Source organism: Gorillibacterium massiliense (assembly GCF_000455485.1).
GTDB classification, from domain to species: Bacteria; Bacillota; Bacilli; order Paenibacillales; family NBRC-103111; genus Gorillibacterium; species Gorillibacterium massiliense.
On record NZ_CBQR020000149.1, the window covers coordinates 20,382 to 36,807 of the forward strand.

The 16,426-nt window shown below is 52.7% G+C and carries 14 protein-coding genes; 9 read left to right on the forward strand and 5 right to left on the reverse strand.

Annotated features, from left to right (window positions below; translation table 11 throughout):
- The first annotated feature begins 96 nt into the window (after positions 1–96).
- The 4 genes from TJ79_RS20455 to TJ79_RS20470 all read left to right on the forward strand — a co-directional run bounded on the left by TJ79_RS20455 (position 97) and on the right by TJ79_RS20470 (position 4,908).
- Positions 97–1,059: a sugar ABC transporter substrate-binding protein gene (locus tag TJ79_RS20455; RefSeq protein WP_052339813.1), complete on the forward strand. Its 963-nt coding sequence runs from the start codon at positions 97–99 to the stop codon at positions 1,057–1,059.
- Positions 1,060–1,100: 41 nt separating this feature from the next.
- Entirely contained in the window at positions 1,101–2,504 is a 1,404-nt protein-coding gene (locus tag TJ79_RS20460) for a glycoside hydrolase family 5 protein (RefSeq protein ID WP_040952208.1), read from the forward strand.
- Between the two features lie 194 nt (positions 2,505–2,698).
- Complete coding sequence (locus tag TJ79_RS20465; protein WP_052339814.1) at positions 2,699–4,294, forward strand: MFS transporter; 1,596 nt, start codon at positions 2,699–2,701, stop codon at positions 4,292–4,294.
- Complete coding sequence (locus tag TJ79_RS20470) at positions 4,291–4,908, forward strand: TetR/AcrR family transcriptional regulator (RefSeq protein ID WP_052339815.1); 618 nt, start codon at positions 4,291–4,293, stop codon at positions 4,906–4,908. Before TJ79_RS20465 ends, TJ79_RS20470 begins: the two co-directional genes overlap by 4 nt.
- 37 nt (positions 4,909–4,945) lie before the next feature.
- Here the strand turns inward: TJ79_RS20470 and TJ79_RS20475 are convergent, their stop codons facing one another.
- Positions 4,946–5,668, reverse strand: a complete 723-nt coding sequence (locus tag TJ79_RS20475; RefSeq protein ID WP_040952209.1) for a ThuA domain-containing protein — start codon at positions 5,666–5,668, stop codon at positions 4,946–4,948.
- Between the two features lie 191 nt (positions 5,669–5,859).
- Here TJ79_RS20475 and TJ79_RS20480 point away from each other — a divergent pair, with 191 nt between their 5' ends.
- Complete coding sequence (locus TJ79_RS20480) at positions 5,860–6,843, forward strand: AraC family transcriptional regulator (protein ID WP_052339816.1); 984 nt, start codon at positions 5,860–5,862, stop codon at positions 6,841–6,843.
- On the opposite strand, the gene TJ79_RS20485 is transcribed toward TJ79_RS20480, so the two are convergent.
- The gene (locus tag TJ79_RS20485; RefSeq protein ID WP_040952210.1) at positions 6,824–7,708 is read right to left on the reverse strand and encodes a LysR family transcriptional regulator; all 885 of its coding nucleotides are present in this window, start codon (positions 7,706–7,708) and stop codon (positions 6,824–6,826) included. The genes TJ79_RS20480 and TJ79_RS20485 overlap by 20 nt on opposite strands.
- A gap of 139 nt (positions 7,709–7,847) precedes the next feature.
- On the opposite strand from TJ79_RS20485, the gene tkt reads away from it, so the two are divergent.
- Positions 7,848–9,833: a transketolase gene (gene tkt, locus TJ79_RS20490; RefSeq protein WP_040952281.1), complete on the forward strand. Its 1,986-nt coding sequence runs from the start codon at positions 7,848–7,850 to the stop codon at positions 9,831–9,833.
- Positions 9,834–10,008: 175 nt separating this feature from the next.
- Here tkt and TJ79_RS20495 read toward each other — a convergent pair whose 3' ends face one another.
- Together TJ79_RS20495 and TJ79_RS20500 are read right to left on the reverse strand one after the other, a co-directional pair.
- Positions 10,009–10,602: a hypothetical protein gene (locus TJ79_RS20495; RefSeq protein WP_040952211.1), complete on the reverse strand. Its 594-nt coding sequence runs from the start codon at positions 10,600–10,602 to the stop codon at positions 10,009–10,011.
- Between the two features lie 89 nt (positions 10,603–10,691).
- A complete protein-coding gene (locus TJ79_RS20500; RefSeq protein WP_040952212.1) occupies positions 10,692–11,267 on the reverse strand; it encodes a nucleotidyltransferase family protein in 576 nt (191 codons plus the stop codon).
- Between the two features lie 143 nt (positions 11,268–11,410).
- Here TJ79_RS20500 and TJ79_RS20505 point away from each other — a divergent pair, with 143 nt between their 5' ends.
- Together TJ79_RS20505 and TJ79_RS20510 are read left to right on the forward strand one after the other, a co-directional pair.
- Positions 11,411–12,676 carry a hypothetical protein gene (locus tag TJ79_RS20505; RefSeq protein ID WP_040952213.1) on the forward strand — a complete coding sequence of 422 codons (1,266 nt, stop codon included), beginning with the start codon at positions 11,411–11,413 and terminating at the stop codon, positions 12,674–12,676.
- Positions 12,677–12,753: 77 nt separating this feature from the next.
- Positions 12,754–14,115 (forward strand): ArsB/NhaD family transporter, encoded by a 1,362-nt coding sequence (locus tag TJ79_RS20510; protein ID WP_081757044.1) that lies wholly within the window; start codon positions 12,754–12,756, stop codon positions 14,113–14,115.
- Positions 14,116–14,201: 86 nt separating this feature from the next.
- Here the strand turns inward: TJ79_RS20510 and TJ79_RS20515 are convergent, their stop codons facing one another.
- Positions 14,202–14,861: a sensor domain-containing protein gene (locus tag TJ79_RS20515; protein ID WP_040952215.1), complete on the reverse strand. Its 660-nt coding sequence runs from the start codon at positions 14,859–14,861 to the stop codon at positions 14,202–14,204.
- 423 nt (positions 14,862–15,284) lie between these two features.
- Here TJ79_RS20515 and TJ79_RS20520 point away from each other — a divergent pair, with 423 nt between their 5' ends.
- Positions 15,285–16,310: a LacI family DNA-binding transcriptional regulator gene (locus TJ79_RS20520; protein WP_040952216.1), complete on the forward strand. Its 1,026-nt coding sequence runs from the start codon at positions 15,285–15,287 to the stop codon at positions 16,308–16,310.
- The last annotated feature ends 116 nt before the right edge of the window (positions 16,311–16,426 follow it).

The window sequence follows — 16,426 nt, forward strand, 5'->3', positions numbered from 1 at the left end:
AGGCGAGGCCGCGTATCCGGCAGTTCTCTTGATTCCCTAAACAGCACTACCAGGCAAGGAAGAAACAACCATCATGAATGTGGAGGTCTTTCAGAGATGAAAAAATCGATTCTCAGCATCCTTGCAATCCTTCTCGTCTTATCCGCTTTCACGGCATGCTCCAGTAAAGCGAACAACTCCGGCGGGGACAATTCTTCTTCCGGCGGCAAGAAGCCGTTCACGATCGCCTTTGCCAACGTAAATGACGTGTACGCCTATTGCGTGAAAGTGCGCGAATACTTGAAGGAGCTGGCCGGGAACGAAGGCATGAAAGTATTGGTTGCCAACGGCGCCGGCGACGTGAAAACGCAAAACGACCAAATTGACAATTTTATCGTCCAGAAAGCGGACATGATCGCCGCCATTTCCATCGACCTGGATGGTTCCGTACCGGCCGTGGAAAACGCGAAGGCGGCGAATATCCCATATATCTCCCTTCTGACCCATGTGAACACGGACGGCTATATCTATATCGGTTCCGAGAACAAGCAAGCCGGCGAGGTTCAAGGCGAGTATTTGGCCAAGGTGCTTCCGCAAAACGCGAAAGTGCTTTACATGACCGGACAAACCAATGACCAGCAATACGTGGACCGCAAAGCGGGACTGACCGAGAAGCTGTTTAATGCACGTCCTGACGTGAAGTTGCTGGCCGAGCAATCCTCGGACAACCAGAAAGATAAAGGCATGTCCCTGACGGAAGATTGGCTCCAGCAATACCCGGAATTTGACGCCATCATCTCTCAGAATGACGACGCTGCTCTTGGAGCGATAGAAGCCTTGAAGGCGGCTAATCGTTTGAACGGGGTTACCGTGGTCGGCATTGATGGAAGCGACGAAGCTCTTAAATCCATCGAAGCCGGGGAAATGACGATGACCGTATTCCAGGATGCAAAGGCTCAGGCACAGGCCGTCGTAGACGTGGCGAAGAAAATCCGTGACGGTGAGGACTCGAAATCGATTACGAATATAATGATTCCGTTCAAAACGGTAACGAAAGAAAACGTTGGCGAAGTGAAGTAAAGAGAGCTTCACGAATGAACAAAAGGATAGGGTGAAAAGAGATGGATTTTCTACAGGTAAGCGGGCGTGCTATCGTAAAAGAAGACGGAAGCGAAATCCGTCTGCGCGGCGCGAATATCGGGGCTTGGATGAACATGGAAAACTTTCTGAACGGTTATCCGGGCTCGGAAAACGCTCTGCGCCATGAATTCAAAGTGCGGCTGGGCGAGGAGAAGGCGGCTTATTTCTTCGACCGCCTGCTGGATGCTATGTTCAGCGAGAAGGATGTCGCGTTCCTGAAGGCTTCCGGCATGAATCTGCTAAGGATTCCGGTGAATTACCGGCAGTTCGAAAGTGATCTGGAGCCGTTCCGCTACAAGGAGGAAGCGTTCCGCCGGTTGGATCTGGCGCTGGAATGGTGCGAGAAGCATCAGATCTACGCCGTCATCGACATGCATACGGCGCCGGGTTTTCAAGGACCCGACTGGCACTCCGACAATTCTTCCCAGCGGTCATTCTTTTGGGAGCAAATCCAATTCCAGGATCGGTTCGTTGCACTTTGGGAGGAAATCGCCAAGAGGTACAAAGGGCGCGCGGTAGTCGCCGCCTACGATTTGTTGAACGAACCGGTTTCAAACTCCACCTTCGGTCGGTTTCCGTCTCCGTATAAGAGCGACTGGGATACGATCAACCGGGTATACCGGAGAACAGCGGAGGCGATTCGCCGCATCGATCCCCGGCATATTATCGTGCTGGAAGGTGACTACCTCGGGTTCTATTTCTCTGGCTTTGAGGCGCCGTTCGCGGACAATCTCGTTTACAGCAGCCATATCTACCCGGTGCCGGCCATTCGGGAAGGCGAATATCCGGGAGTAATAGACGGGGAAATGTGGGACAAGGCCAAGCTGCAGGCGGAATTTTTCAATTCCGAAGGCGCTGAATTTTCCCGGAAGCACAACGTTCCGTTATGGGTCGGCGAATTCGGAGTCTCCTATTCCCGGGACGGAGAAGAGAATTCCCGCAGCCGGGCGCTGGCTCATCTGATCGAAGCTTTCGAGGCATTCGGCGCGCAATGGACGGTTTGGACGTTCAAGGATATCGGCCATATGGGCCTTTTGCAAATCGATCCGCAATCCGATTATGCCCTGAAGATTAAGCCGATCTTCCAGGCGGAATATCAGTTTACGCGGGACGGAGGCGAAGGCAGGCGCAGGGTTTGCGATCTAGCTGACTTCATGAAGGAGAAGATCGGCGATCCGGACATTGATCAGGGTCTTAATCGGTATTTGCTGGAGATGAGCATTAAGGAAAATTACCTGCACCTGCTGCTTATCCCCTCGTACGTGCGCATTTTTGAAAACCTGTCGCCGAAGGAAACCGTCGAGATTCTGGATGCTTTTTCTCTTGACCGGTGCATCCGGCACGAGGCGTTTGAAGTCGTGTATAGATACTTACCATGCTCATGAAGTCGTTTGGCTGAAACCGCAAGAGAAGAAGGCTGTTTCCTGGCTGCGTAAGCAGTGAGGAGACGGCTTTTTTGCGTCTTTGTTGTTTTTCGGACACCCACTTTGTGGGGATTATTGCCAAATTGCGGAAGAGAGTGTAAGCTAGTGTTAGTATGTTAGTACATACTTACATTTTGGGATTGAGGGGATATCCTATGGGGATTGGGACATTTCACCTAAGCAAAAGCAAATGGCGAACCGCCATCGGTCTGTTTGCGATCATGATCGGTTATTCGATGGCATTGCTGGACACGACAATCGTAAATATCACGCTGCCGAAGATGAGCGAGTTTTATGGGACCGACATGAAGACGATCTCCTGGGTGCTGAATGGCTACAACCTTGCCTTTGCCGTTCTGCTGGTTACCGCTTCGCGGCTAGCCGATCAGTTTGGCCGTAAGCGCGTTTTTTTGATCGGAGTTGGATTGTTCACGTTATCCTCTTATTTATGCGGCGTATCGTCCAGCGCCGATCTGCTCATCGCCTTTCGGGTTATGCAAGGCATTGCAGGAGCGATGCTAGTGCCTGTAACGCTGCCGATGTCCATGCTGCTCGTGCCGAAGAATAGGCAGGGGCTACTAATGGGCGTGTGGGGAGCCTTAGGCGGATTGATGTCTGCGGGCGGGCCGGTTCTCGGCGGGCTATTGGCAGAACATGCGGATTGGCAGTGGATATTCTTTATCAACATTCCGACGGGCATCATCACATTCCTGCTTTGCCTGGTTTTGATTCCGGAATCCATTGATACGACGGCTTCTAAGCGAATCGATTGGGTGGGGGCGCTGCTTTTGACTGTCTCGATGTTCTCCTTGACTCTGGCCCTTGTACAGGTTAGCGATAAGGGTTGGACATCGATTTCTATCGAGCTGCTTCTTGCCATTGGGATTGGCGCGCTGGTACTCTTTTTCCTTGCGGAGGCCAGGGTGACTGAACCGATGCTGCCGCTGTGGCTGTTGAAGGTTCGGCCGTTTTCCGCCGGTATGGGCGGCATGTTTACCTTGAGCGTGGGAATGACCGGCATCGCTTTTCTCGTCACGTTCTATCTGACGATGTCGCTGGGCATGTCCCAGCAGGCGGCAGGCGACACCATCGCGGTGATGCCGCTGGTATCGATTGTCTTTGCCGGAGCGGCCGGGCCGCTTTCGCAAAAATTCGGCAGCCGCTGGTTATCCATTGCCGGTTTGTTAATCTTCGGTGCGGCGATATACCTGTTCGGCTGGTTAACTCCCGATTCGACCCGCGCCGATGTGATCTGGCGAATGGCCGTAGCCGGTATGGGACTTGGCATCGCCATGACGCCCATGACGATGGCTTCGATGCAGGCGGTGCCTGCCGACAAATATGGGATATCCTCCGGCGTCAACAATATGACGCGCACCCTCGGGCAGGTCATCGGCATCGCCGTGTTGGTTACTCTTTTCAATGCCAACGTCAATAGCGAGATGAGCGGTGCCAAAGCGCAGGCTGTCGCCCTTATACAGTCCGATGCTGGCTTGAATGCTCAGGCCAAAAGCAGTCTGTTGGCCCATCTCGAGCAGATGCAAGGGGCTCAAGGCAACTCTGTGCCGACGGGTGATCAGGAAATGAGAGGAATTTCGGAACAAATTGCGAAATTGTACAGAACCGGATTTTCCCGGGCTTTTGACGACACGTTTAAAAGCATCAGTTGGTTCATGGTGCTCGGTGCGGCAAGCTGCTTTTTCCTGGAACCGGTTCGTCGAAGAAGTGAGAAGAGAGGATCGTTACGATGAAGAAAAACGATACACGGGAACGGCTGCTGGCTGCTGCCCGGGACATGTTCAGCGAAAAAGGCTACACCGCTGCAACGGTCCGGGATATCGCCGATCGGGCAGGTGTCCGCGAGATCACGCTGTTTCGGCATTTCGAGTCGAAAGAGCGGCTGTTTTCCGAGGCCATCACAGACAATATCAAAAAGGTAACGCCGCAGGGTTTGCTTCCGGAAATCTTTCAAACGCAGCTGTCCGGGGACTTGCTGTCAACTCTGCGCGAACTGGCCAAAACGTACCTTGCTTTTTGCCGGGAAAGCATTCCCTTTATGCGGGTGGGTATGATAGAGGCGCCGCGAAATGCCGAATTTGCCGGTTTCATAACGGAAATTCCCCGGATGCTGGAACAGCAGCTGGCTTCCTACCTGGAGGCGCTTCATACGGAGGGGAAGATCCCTGCTACCGATACCCTGAGGATGGCGAAGATGTTTTACGGAGTGTTGTTCTCGCACGTTTTTGCTCAGTATATGTTTAAAGGCGACAGCGAGATCAACCTTGAGCAGGACGAGGCCATGCTGGAAGCCTGTGTAAGCTTGTTCTCCAAAGGAATAGGCGCGGTTGACGCCAGCGGGAACTAATCCCTTCGCGTCAGCCCGCGCCTATTTTTTTGTTCCTTTAGATCGTCTCCAGCGGCTTGCGGAACCCGTATGTCGGTGCTTCGCGTTCTACCGGTGCAGCCCATTTTACGGCGTTGGAAATGACTTTCAAGACATTCGGATCGTAGTAGGTGGGGAAGGTCTCGTGGCCGGGACGGAAGTAGAAGATCTTGCCCGCGCCTCTTGTGTAACAGCAGCCGCTGCGGAACACTTCTCCGCCCGCGAACCAGCTAACCAGCACGAGTTCATCCGGTTCAGGGATGTCGAAGTGCTCGCCATACATTTCTTCCTTCGGCAGTTCAAAATATTCTCCAATGCCTGCGGCGATAGGGTGTCCCGGGTTGACGACCCAGATCCGTTCTTTCTCGCCGTCGGCTCTCCATTTCAGGTCGCAGGTGGTGCCCATCAGCTTTTTGAATATCTTTGAAAAATGGCCGGAATGCAGCACGATCAGCCCCATACCCTGCATGACCCGCTTGTGTACCCGTTCCACGATCTCGTCATTGACGTCGTCATGAGCCATGTGTCCCCACCACAACAGCACGTCGGTGTCCGCCAGTACCTCTTCCGTTAGCCCATGCTCCGGTTCGTCCAGGGTGGCTGTGCGGATCGATGCGCCATCCACAGAAAGACCCCCAGCGATGGCCGTATGCATGCCATGGGGATAGATGTCCCCAACCTCTTTGGACATTTTTTCATGCCGGCCTTCATTCCATATCGTAACGTTGAGTTTGTTTGCCATCACGGTATCGCTCTCCTTATCCGTCGGTTTTCACCATCATTTTAAGGGATGCCTCCGTCTGACGAAATGGCCGCTTGGGTCAAAAACTTCCGGTATTCTGTCATGCGAGTTGCGGAATCACGGGTTTATGGTAAGCTCTTTTTATATGATTCTGTAGTCGGATTTTAGCCGGAAGGAGTAGAAGGCTCTCTATGCGTCATCCTGATATGCGCCATGAGCAGGTGGTTTACCAAAACCCTTTTCTCCCCATAAAAATTTGGCATTTGGAGGGCGTTTTCCCCGAGCCGGAGGAACGCCTTCGCAAGAAGGAGCAGGACTGGCGCCAGCAAAAATATACCGAATGGCACTACCATGAGGAAGTGGAGTTCCTTTTGATTTTGCGGGGGGAATTGACCTGTTTCCGGCGGGAGGAGCAGTTCGTTCTGCGGGAAGGGGATATGGCTGTGTTCGGCTCGCTGGAGCCGCATATGACGATGATGGCGAAGGAGGGCGGGGTGAGCTATCTCGTCCTGCAGATTGATCTTCGCAAATATTGGGATAGCAGCGTCATTGGCAGCATGCAGCATTTTTCCGAGGTGATTCGGCCGCTTAGTTCGTTGAATTACATTTATCGCGAGAACGATGCTGTCCGGCATCAGACCGCTGCGCTGTTGTACGAAATAGATGAAGAGATGAAACGCAGCGAAATTGGCTATGAGCTGGCTGTATCTGCCCGGATCAAAACCATGCTGCTGCTGCTCCTCCGCAACGACACCCGGAAGATGCTGACTTATAACGATAACGGTCTGATCGGACGGCTTCAGCCGGTGCTGGATTTTATTGAACGGAACCTGGGCGGGAGACTGTCTGTATCGGAGCTTTGCGTTATGGTGAACATGAGCTATACCCATTTCATTAAAACGTTTAAAAAAGCGATGGGCCTGTCGTTCAGCGATTTTGTCGTCTTTAAGCGCATACGCAAGGCGGAGCAGCTTCTGCTCACCGGAGACAGCAGTATTGCGGAAGTGGCGGAAGCGGTGGGGTTTTCGAATCTCGGTCATTTTTATGAAATGTTCCGGCGGTACAACGGCTGCTCGCCCAAGCAGTTCAAAGATCGGCTGCGGGGTCCGGATAAGCGGGCGTACGATGTTCACCGGGATATTTTTCAAGGGGAGGCTATCGGATCATCTTTATAAATTCGCTTGCGGCAATAGATAGCGGCATGTTTCGCGTCGTCATGATCCCGACTTGAGCGGGGGGCAGCGGGATGTCCAAGCGGATCTCGAACAACGATCCCTCCTCCAGCTCTTGCTTGACAAACTCCCGGGTTACATACGAGATGCCGAGACCTTTTCGCGCTAACTCGATGAGCAGTTCGACGCTGCCAACCTCGATTTCCGGTTTGAGGGAATAGCCGTAGCCTTTAAAAACCTCGGTAATCGCCATGCGGGCCCGGCTGTTTCGGGAAAACAGGATGATTGGGTACTCCAGCAGTTGCTCCAAGGTGAGAACCTTATCTTTTAACTCGGAAAAAAGCGAACCGGCGACGAAACTGTCCTGCAGTTGAAAGCTCTCTTTAATTTCCAGCTGGGGATCGGTGATAGGCATGCGGACGACGCCCAGATCAATTTGCCCTTCCTTTAAAAAGGAGATGATTTCTGGTGTCGTGCCATGATTCAGGTAGAGCTTCACTCCGGGATGCTTGCGGTGGAAGTCTTCCAAATAAGGAAGCAGATAATGTTTGAACAGCGAGCCGCTTGCGCCGATTCTTAGCTCGCCGTCATCCATGTTTTTGAGCGCGGTCATTTTTTCTTCGGCTAAGGAGATCAATAACTGGGACTGCTCGATATAGGAGTACAGAATGGTGCCTTCTTGGGTAAGGGTGACGCCGCGGGCATTCCGGTGGAACAAGGGGAGGCCGAAGCTGTTCTCCAGTTGTTTAATGGCGTGGCTGACGCTGGGTTGGGTGAGGTACAAGGTCTTGGCGGCCTGGGTCAGGCTTCCCGTTTTTGCGGCCCAATAAAACACTTTATATAATTCGTAATTGTTTATTATAGACATGGTTTATAGCTCCTGTAAAATATATCGATTACTTATATAGGTGCTAATCGTATTATAGTGAAATTATGTGGAATAGACCAGCGTTTGGCCTATGTCGAGCCATTCCAATCCATACCAAAAGGAGGACAAATAGATGTCTATTACGAAAACGATTGACCAGCTAGCTGTCGATACGATCCGCACGTTGTCCATCGATGCCATCAATGCCGCCAACTCCGGCCACCCGGGGCTTCCCATGGGAGCTGCGCCGATGGCTTACGCCCTTTGGGCCCAGCATTTGAGCCATAATCCCGGAAACGCCAAGTGGTTCAACCGCGACCGCTTCGTGCTGTCGGCGGGCCACGGCTCCGCTCTTTTATATAGCCTTCTGCACCTGTTCGGCTATGGCGTATCCATTGACGATCTGAAGCAGTTCCGCAAGCTGAACAGCCTGACCCCAGGTCACCCTGAATACGGCCATACCGATGGCGTAGACGCGACGACGGGACCTTTGGGACAAGGCATTGCGATGGCAGCCGGTATGGCTATGGCGGAAGCTCATCTTGCCGCGAAGTATAACCAAGAAGGCTTCCCGGTAGTCGACCATTACACCTATGCTCTTGTAGGTGACGGCTGCTTGTCAGAAGGTATTTCTTACGAAGCCATGTCTATGGCCGGTCATATGAAGCTCGGCAAACTGATCGTGCTGTACGATAGCAACGACATTTCTCTGGACGGCGAACTGAATCTTTCCTTCAGCGAGAATGTGCAAAAGCGGGCAGAATCCGCCAACTGGCAATATCTGCGCGTAGAAGAAGGCAACGACGTGGCCAAGATCGCCGAAGCCATTGCCGTGGCTAAGCTGAACGCAGAGCAACCGACGCTGATCGAAATCCGCACCATCATCGGATACGGCAGCAAAGCGCAGGGAACGAACAAAGTACACGGCGCTCCTCTGGGCAAGGAAGAAGCGAAAGCGACCAAAGCTAACTACGGCTGGAACTACGAAGAAGAGTTCACCGTTCCGGAAGAGGTTAAAGCGCATTTTGCCCAATTCAAAAATAAAGGCACGGCTGTTGAAGCTGAGTGGAACAAGCTTTTCGCTGCCTACTCCGCCCAATACCCTGCTGAGGGCAAGGAACTGGCCGGCGTTATCGACGGTTCCCTTGTGATCGATGCTGCCGACATTTTGACCTTCGACAGCTCCAAGACGTTGTCTACCCGGGTAGCCAGCGGCGAAGCGATCAACCATTTCGTAAAATCCGTACCGTCCATTTTTGGCGGCAGCGCAGACCTGTCCCACTCCACTATGACCGAGATCAAAGACGAAGCTATTTTTGCCGTTGAGTCCTATGCTGGACGCAACGTATACTTCGGCGTACGTGAACATGCCATGGGCGCAGCCGGCAACGGCATGGCGCTGCACGGCGGCGTGAAGCCTTTTGTCAGCACGTTCTTCGTGTTCTGCGATTACCTGCGTCCGTCCATCCGGTTGGCGGCCCTGCAAAAGCTGCCGGTTATCTATGTCTTTACCCATGACTCCATCGCCGTCGGCGAAGACGGCCCTACCCACGAGCCGGTCGAACAATTGGCTGCGCTGCGCACCATCCCGGGTCTTACGGTCATCCGTCCGTCGGATGCCAATGAAACGGCAAGCGCATGGGCTTACGCGCTGGAGCAAAAACAAGGTCCGGTCGCGCTCATCCTGAGCCGCCAAAACCTGCCGATCTACGAAGCGACCCGTGGAAACAAGGCTGATGTAGCTAAAGGCGCTTATGTTTTGACCGAAACGAATGCTAACCCGGACGTCATCCTCGTCGGCACCGGTTCTGAAGTTTCCCTGGCTGTTAACGCCAAAGCCGAACTGGAAAAGGAAAACCTGTCCGTTCGTGTCGTAGCTATGCCGAGCCGTGAACTGTTCGACCGTCAATCCGCTGAGTACAAGGAAAGCGTCCTTCCTGCCGCTGTAACCAAGCGTCTCACGCTGGAAGCCGGCATTTCCCTGGGCTGGGACCGCTACGCCGGACCTGCCGGAAAAGTGCTGTCCATCGACACCTTCGGCGCATCGGGCAACGGCAACGAAGTGATGGAATACTTCGGCTTCTCCGTCAAGAACGTGGTTTCTCTGGTAAAAGAATTGCTGTAAGAAGATTACGCCTGAGGCGGCAATCTTATAAAGATAAAAGCTCAATGATCGGGTTACGACCGATCATTGAGCTTTTTTTCTACATAAGTATTTTATTGGTTTGCCACTATAATAGCCTTACTCCGCTACGGTAAATGCCGCTCGACCAGTGTCTGGGGTCCCCGCTAAGGATTTGTTAAAATTCAAAGCTGCCGATTTTCCAACTTCCGCCCGTTTTAACGAAATTATATTGGGCTTGAGTGGGACGAAGTTCCCCGTCCACTTTTAGGATCGAGTCCACAAGGACGTCTGCCGATGTATCGGTGACATTGCGAAATTCGTAATGGAAAGTGGCGATGACTTTCTTTTGCGGAAACTCGGGAACATTACGTTTCCCTTCCGGGGTGAAAAGGGTCCAGTATGTTTTTTCGTCCTGGTTATTGATGCTTTGCAACTGTTTGTTGATGATGGTGACCCAATCGCTTTCGGGAGAGCTGTACTCATCGGGGGAAACAAAGGTAGTAAGCTCGTTAATTTCGATCTGGTTCTTTTGCGGATTCCACTTCGCCTGCGTGCCGGTGAGTTTGTCCAGATCCTTCAGCGCCACATAGGTATGTCCTTCATAATTCAGCAGGGGCAATTCCAACTGCGCCTTTGATTGTCCTACTATCACGGGATAATCGGCTTTCGTCAGGATGTACTTGACTGCTTGGGGGGAACTGGCGGCGGCCGTGCCTGTAAGGACGATGCCGGATAGCAATATGCATGCGAAAAGCTTGCGGTGTCTCATGATACCCTCCTTGTCCATAAAAGGCGAGGCGATTTATCCATTTTCAGGATATCAAATAGACAACGCAAAGCGGATAATAGTTGCATGGGTTAAACGTGAATGATTTGAAGGTGGGGCCAGAGGAGATGCCAGTTTTTCTTGGCGATGCGGGCCTCGTAGACGGCTGCCGTCTCCCGGCTTGCCAGCATGCAGGGGTTCGCGCGGACAATGCCATTTACGGCATCGGCTATGCCGAGACGGGCAGTGAGGATCAGTTCGCTGTCATCGGTCATGGTAAGCCCCAAAGCCGTAGCCGTCTCGGCAAATTGGGAGATAGCATCTTCAGCGGAGTCGAACGGGGCGAATCCGTTGACGAGGTGCATGCGTGCTTCGTTCTTGACCGACCAAGGGACAGATGGGTCCAGACGGCGAAGCTGATCCTCCAGCGTTTTTTCGGTTTCTTCGGAGATGTCGGACGGATCGAAATAGACCACATCCACATCCGGAAGCGGCGTACGCTCGGTATAATCGTAGATCGTATCCCATATTTTCGAACGCACAAAACCGGCGCATACCCACCAATCGGGCAGCCCCAACGTTTTGGCTTTTCTCAAGATTCCCATCATCCACTCGTCCTGCAGGACCACTTTCAAAATATCCTCTTTCGTTTCCAGCCGCACGATCATCCCTCCAACGCGAACGCATATTCCTATTATAAAAGGAAAACCGACGAATGCAACCAGAGCACAAGTATGCAACCATATTCTGGCATACGGAGTCTATTAAAAGAATGCAGGAGTTGGCGAATGCATAAACGGAGGTTGCCTTTATGATAAAAAGAAGACTGGCCATCGGGCTCGCTCTGGCCTGTGTCGCTGCGGCACTTGCCGCGTGCCAAGGGGCAAGAGGGGCAAACGGCGGTGTTAAGGCAGCCGATTCTGCTCTGCCGACGGCAACCAAGCTTGAAGGAAGTCCGACGAATGCCCGTAAAGCGGGCGACGTGTCAAGTCCGGAAGCCACCACAGAAGAGACAACGGCACCTGCGCAGCTGCTTGACCAGTCCGAGGTGTGGACGCTGCCAAAAAACGGCGATAAATTCCCTCAGACGATTTTGGATGACACTGTCCCCGTGCAGGATGACGGACAGACGCGCATCGTCGGCCGTTCTCGGTACGGCACACTCAGCTTGCGGTCGCTGGATAATGAGCGAAAGACCAAATACGATTTCATTTTTCATGGAGATTATGAAGTGGTATGGAAAAAAGCAGACGACAGCAAAGAAACGCGCATCAGCCTCTTGTATGATCTGTATCTGCCCTCGGATGCGGGAACGGCGGAGATGCAGGTATATACCTTCGGCGATTATGATGTGCTGCTGATGCAACCGGTGTATGCCTGGTATCAGTCTATCGGCGTGCCGCAAACGGAAAACGTATACGCTTTTGCCGTTGGAGCGGATGGTGTAGCATTTCCCCTGCGATTCTTTTCGGAAAAGGCGGGAGAGAAGACGGACAGCGCCATTATTCCGGTGGAAATCAACAATCGGATCACGCAGGAAAACGACCGGCTCCTGATGGATACGCTCTTGCCGGATCTTACGAAGGTGGAGTTCACGCCGGATTTTCCGCAAAAGCGGCTGATGCTCATCTCTCGTGAGGATGTCAGTGTGGAGCATAAAAAAGCGTTTGATCTCGCCGTTCGCTATGCCGATGTGCTGGAAGCAGCTATCACGCTGGAATGGCAGGAAGCGCGTTTATACATGAGGGGGGAAGTGAAAACGATGGCGGACGTGCAGCCGTATTTTACCGATGCGGGATGGAACAGCCCGGTTTTGCAGGAGGCCATTCGCCAGGGGCGTCTGCCGGATAACGGCGGCACCTTCAGCCGCCCCTTCCGCTGGGACCCGATTTACTGTGAATTCGCGGGGGAGAACGAGCTGCATTTTACCTATACGATGAATACGGTGAACGCCATCGGCGTGGCCTACTATATGGATGTCGTGGTGAAAAAAGATGCTGCCGGCTGGAAGATCGCCCAAGTCGACAACATGCGGCGACAGCCGCCTTATGATTTTCAAAAGACGAACGGGTCGTAAAGGGAGAAGGCAGTAGACGCATTACCTTTGACGCCGGCCTTAGCCCTTGGGTATACTAGTGTAAAGAATAAAAAAGCATGAACTGGAGGAGCCTGTCATTGACGGGCTCTTTTTGCGCTTGTTCATGTAAAAAATTTCCACAAATCGGGAGGTTGGAGATGGACCAACAAGCGCTTATCGCCATCATTATCTTCATTGCCAGCTATGCTCTCATCATTTCGGAGAAAATCCACCGCACCATCGTCGCCATGATCGGCGGGATTCTCATGGTGCTGCTCGGGATCGTCGATCAGGAGACGGCCATTCACCACATCGATTTCAACACCATCGGCCTGCTGATCGGCATGATGATCATCGTCGGTATCACCGCCGATTCCGGGGTGTTTCGCTATTTGGCCATTTGGTCGGCGAAAAAGGCGAAGGCCGATCCCATGCGGGTTTTGCTCATATTGTTCGTCATGACGGCGGTGGGTTCCGCCTTCCTGGACAATGTAACAACGGTGCTGCTCATGGCTCCGGTTACCCTCAGTGTGACGCGACGTCTGCAAGTGCCGCCGGTGCCGTATCTGATCTCACAAATCATCGCCTCCAATATTGGGGGAACGGCGACGATGATCGGCGATCCGCCCAACATCATGATCGGCAGCGCGGTGAAGGAGCTGTCGTTCCTCGACTTCATCGTGCATTTGGCGCCCATTGCGGTGGTTATTTTGCTGGTTACCGGGGCAATCTTTTGGCTCATGTACCGTAAAAAGCTGTCAACTTCGGATGAGCTGAAGCAGGAAGTCATGGAGCTGGACGAGCGGGCAGAGATTACAGACCGTAGGCTGCTAGTCCGCAGCTTGATCATCCTCGGGTTGACGCTGGTCGGCTTTTTCCTGCACCAGTCCCTGCATTTGGAGTCGGCCACGGTGGCCTTGGCGGGGGCCTTCCTTTTGCTGCTGCGGTCGGGGGAGAACCAATTGGAGCGTTCCCTGGAGAAGACCGAGTGGACGACGCTGTTCTTTTTCGTTGGCTTGTTCGTGTTGGTGGCAGGGCTGATCGAAACCGGCGTTATCGGCGATTTGGCGAAAGGCGCCATGAAGTTGACCGGGGGCAATCTCGCCGGAACGTCCATGCTGGTGCTGTGGATGAGCGCTATCGCTTCGGCTTTCGTGGACAACATCCCCTTCGTCGCTACGATGATTCCCATGATTCAGGAGATGGGGACGCAAGGCGTATCTAATCTGGAGCCAGTCTGGTGGAGCCTTGCTTTGGGGGCGTGTCTCGGCGGAAACGGTTCGCTGGTAGGTGCCAGCGCCAATTTGATCGTGGCGGGTCTTGCGGCAAAAGAAGATCATCCCATCACCTTCGTCCGCTTTTTGAAAATCGGCTTTCCCCTGATGCTGCTGTCCGTCCTTCTCGCCAGCGGGTATGTTTGGCTGCGGTATTTGCTTTAGAGGTTTGCAAAAGAGCAGCCGGTGCCATTTTCCCGGTAAGCAAAAAAAATCCCGCTGCAGCTTATTAAAGCAGGCAGCGGGATTTTTTAATCACGTGAGAATGGAGCAAGGGAATGGGCGGTCAAGAACGTCAAGCCATTGACGACCTTCACTGTAACCGGAATGAGCAGCAGCCCGACTGCGGTGTAGCACCAGGCTTCCGTCCATGTGGAGTAAGGAAGGTTCAGGAGGTGGAACAAGCTGTTCTCGAAAATATCGATGTTTAGCGTCTGCTCCAAAATGTAATAGACAAGCGGGCTGGAAATGCAGGCGATGGTTACGGACAGAAAGGTGACGACGAAGACGAAATTGATGATGCCCAAAGGAAAACGCAGAAACAGGCAGAGCATATCGGTGTAGGATCTTGGGTTCTTGAGCATCGACCAGATTTGCTGGAAAAGGGGCAGCTTCAGCTCTTCGCGGACCGTTTCTTTTTCCGGTAGAGCAGTTGATAGGAAAGGGCGGGCCAACTGCCGTTCCAAATGGATGAAGCCCCGGGATGCGGTGAGGACGATGACCAGGAGCGGGAAGCCGATCAAGGTGATCATCAGACCGACGGACACACTCAGGCCGGTGACGAGAAACACGAAATAGAAGATGCCGAGGGGAAAGGACAAAAGCAAATAGACAATTTTGTAGAGAAATGCGGCTTTCCGCGGCTTCGGCGGATTTTGCGCATGAATTTCATTTGCAGGGAGCGTAATCATGGGAAGTCTCCTTTACGTTTATTTGATATCAGCTTACCGAAAAAACACTTTCCGCATAAGTAACAAACGTAATTCCTTTTCCGATTGATTTGACACTTAAGCCATGAATAATGTCATATGACATTTCATTGCTCGTACTTATTGAGATGTCATATGACATTCCCAATGCCAATTTATTTGAAGTGTCATTAGACATTTCCAATACCGAAATTCGGGATTTACAATAAATGGCCGGCGGTGGTATGATTTTGGAAACGTTTCCGAACACGTACGGGGCAACCAGGCGCAATGGACATTTGAAAGAAAACCGGCAAGGGGCGAATCGTTCGACACCATAAGGCTTTTTTCGGAAACGTTTCCGATGAAGGAGAAGACGGACGGGAGGTTGGAAGGGCGAATTCAGGATAGAAAGGAAGTTTAAACTTGAAGACGACGATAAAAGATTTGGCCCGAGAGCTAGGGCTAGCGGTAAGCACCGTTTCCCGGGCGTTGAACGGAAGCTACGGCGTCCATCCTGAGACGATTGAACGGGTAAGACAAAAGGCGATGGAGTTAGGGTACATCCCCAATATGGGCGCTCAGCAGTTGGTGGGCAAAAGCAGCAAACTGATCGGGGTCTTTATTCCCGAATTCGAGTTCGAGGCGACTCCCGAGTTTATGGAGTTTTTTCCATTGCTGCACCAAGCTTTGCGTAGCTTTGGCAAGGACGCGATTCTATTTTCCATCCCTTATCCGGGGGACACCGGCAAGACGGGCAGCCGTTTGAACGAGTGGATTGTCATGCGCAATCTGGAAGGGTGCCTATTTCTCCCTCCGTTTTCTACGAATCATCCGCTCATTCGCGACGCGCTGGAACTGAACATTCCCTGCGTCAATTTCGCAGACGCTCTCGGTCCACGCTGCTCCATCGTCAATTCCGACGACAGGGAAGGGGGACGAATGGCTGCTCGGTATTTGGCGGAAAAGGGTCACCGGACGATCGGCTATATTAACGGCCCCGGGCATCTGCACATTTGCCGGGAGCGGTATGCCGGTTTTTGCGAAGGGCTGGCGGAGTTCGGTATTGCCCATAGCCCGGATCAGGCAGCTGAAGGTGATTTCAGCGGGACAAGCGGTGGAAAGGCTGCCCATATGCTCCAGAGCACGGTAGATGGCATGACCGCGGTGTTTTGCGCTAACGACTTGATGGCGATGGGCGCCATGTCGGCTTTTGCCCAGGAAGAGCGGCGGGTTCCCCAGGACCTTTCGGTTATCGGGTATGACGGTACCTTTTTTACCGCATACGTCTATCCTCCTTTGACCACTATCCGGCACCCTTATGAGCGGCTGTCCACAAAAGCGGTGGAGCTGCTGATGGAATTGCTAAACGGAGGGACGGGCAGAAGAGTTGTGATTCCCCCTGCCATAATGGAGCGGATGTCGGTGAGCCAGCGGGAACTCGGCATGTAGGCATTTTTACGGAGATTAGTTTAATTCTTATGCCTGTGCCTAACCCCATAGATGCTCGTTTGTAGGATGAGCTATAATGGTTGAAAGTTGAAAAAATGGATAAATATCCACTGGTT

Coding starts and splice junctions, on each gene's coding strand:
- TJ79_RS20455 (WP_052339813.1), top strand. CDS start 97: ATGAAAAAATCGATTCTCAGCATCCTTGCAATCCTTCTCGTCTTATCC.
- TJ79_RS20460 (WP_040952208.1), top strand. CDS start 1,101: ATGGATTTTCTACAGGTAAGCGGGCGTGCTATCGTAAAAGAAGACGGA.
- TJ79_RS20465 (WP_052339814.1), top strand. CDS start 2,699: ATGGGGATTGGGACATTTCACCTAAGCAAAAGCAAATGGCGAACCGCC.
- TJ79_RS20470 (WP_052339815.1), top strand. CDS start 4,291: ATGAAGAAAAACGATACACGGGAACGGCTGCTGGCTGCTGCCCGGGAC.
- TJ79_RS20475 (WP_040952209.1), bottom strand. CDS start 5,668: ATGGCAAACAAACTCAACGTTACGATATGGAATGAAGGCCGGCATGAA.
- TJ79_RS20480 (WP_052339816.1), top strand. CDS start 5,860: ATGCGTCATCCTGATATGCGCCATGAGCAGGTGGTTTACCAAAACCCT.
- TJ79_RS20485 (WP_040952210.1), bottom strand. CDS start 7,708: ATGTCTATAATAAACAATTACGAATTATATAAAGTGTTTTATTGGGCC.
- TJ79_RS20495 (WP_040952211.1), bottom strand. CDS start 10,602: ATGAGACACCGCAAGCTTTTCGCATGCATATTGCTATCCGGCATCGTC.
- TJ79_RS20500 (WP_040952212.1), bottom strand. CDS start 11,267: ATGATCGTGCGGCTGGAAACGAAAGAGGATATTTTGAAAGTGGTCCTG.
- TJ79_RS20505 (WP_040952213.1), top strand. CDS start 11,411: ATGATAAAAAGAAGACTGGCCATCGGGCTCGCTCTGGCCTGTGTCGCT.
- TJ79_RS20510 (WP_081757044.1), top strand. CDS start 12,754: ATGAACTGGAGGAGCCTGTCATTGACGGGCTCTTTTTGCGCTTGTTCA.
- TJ79_RS20515 (WP_040952215.1), bottom strand. CDS start 14,861: ATGATTACGCTCCCTGCAAATGAAATTCATGCGCAAAATCCGCCGAAG.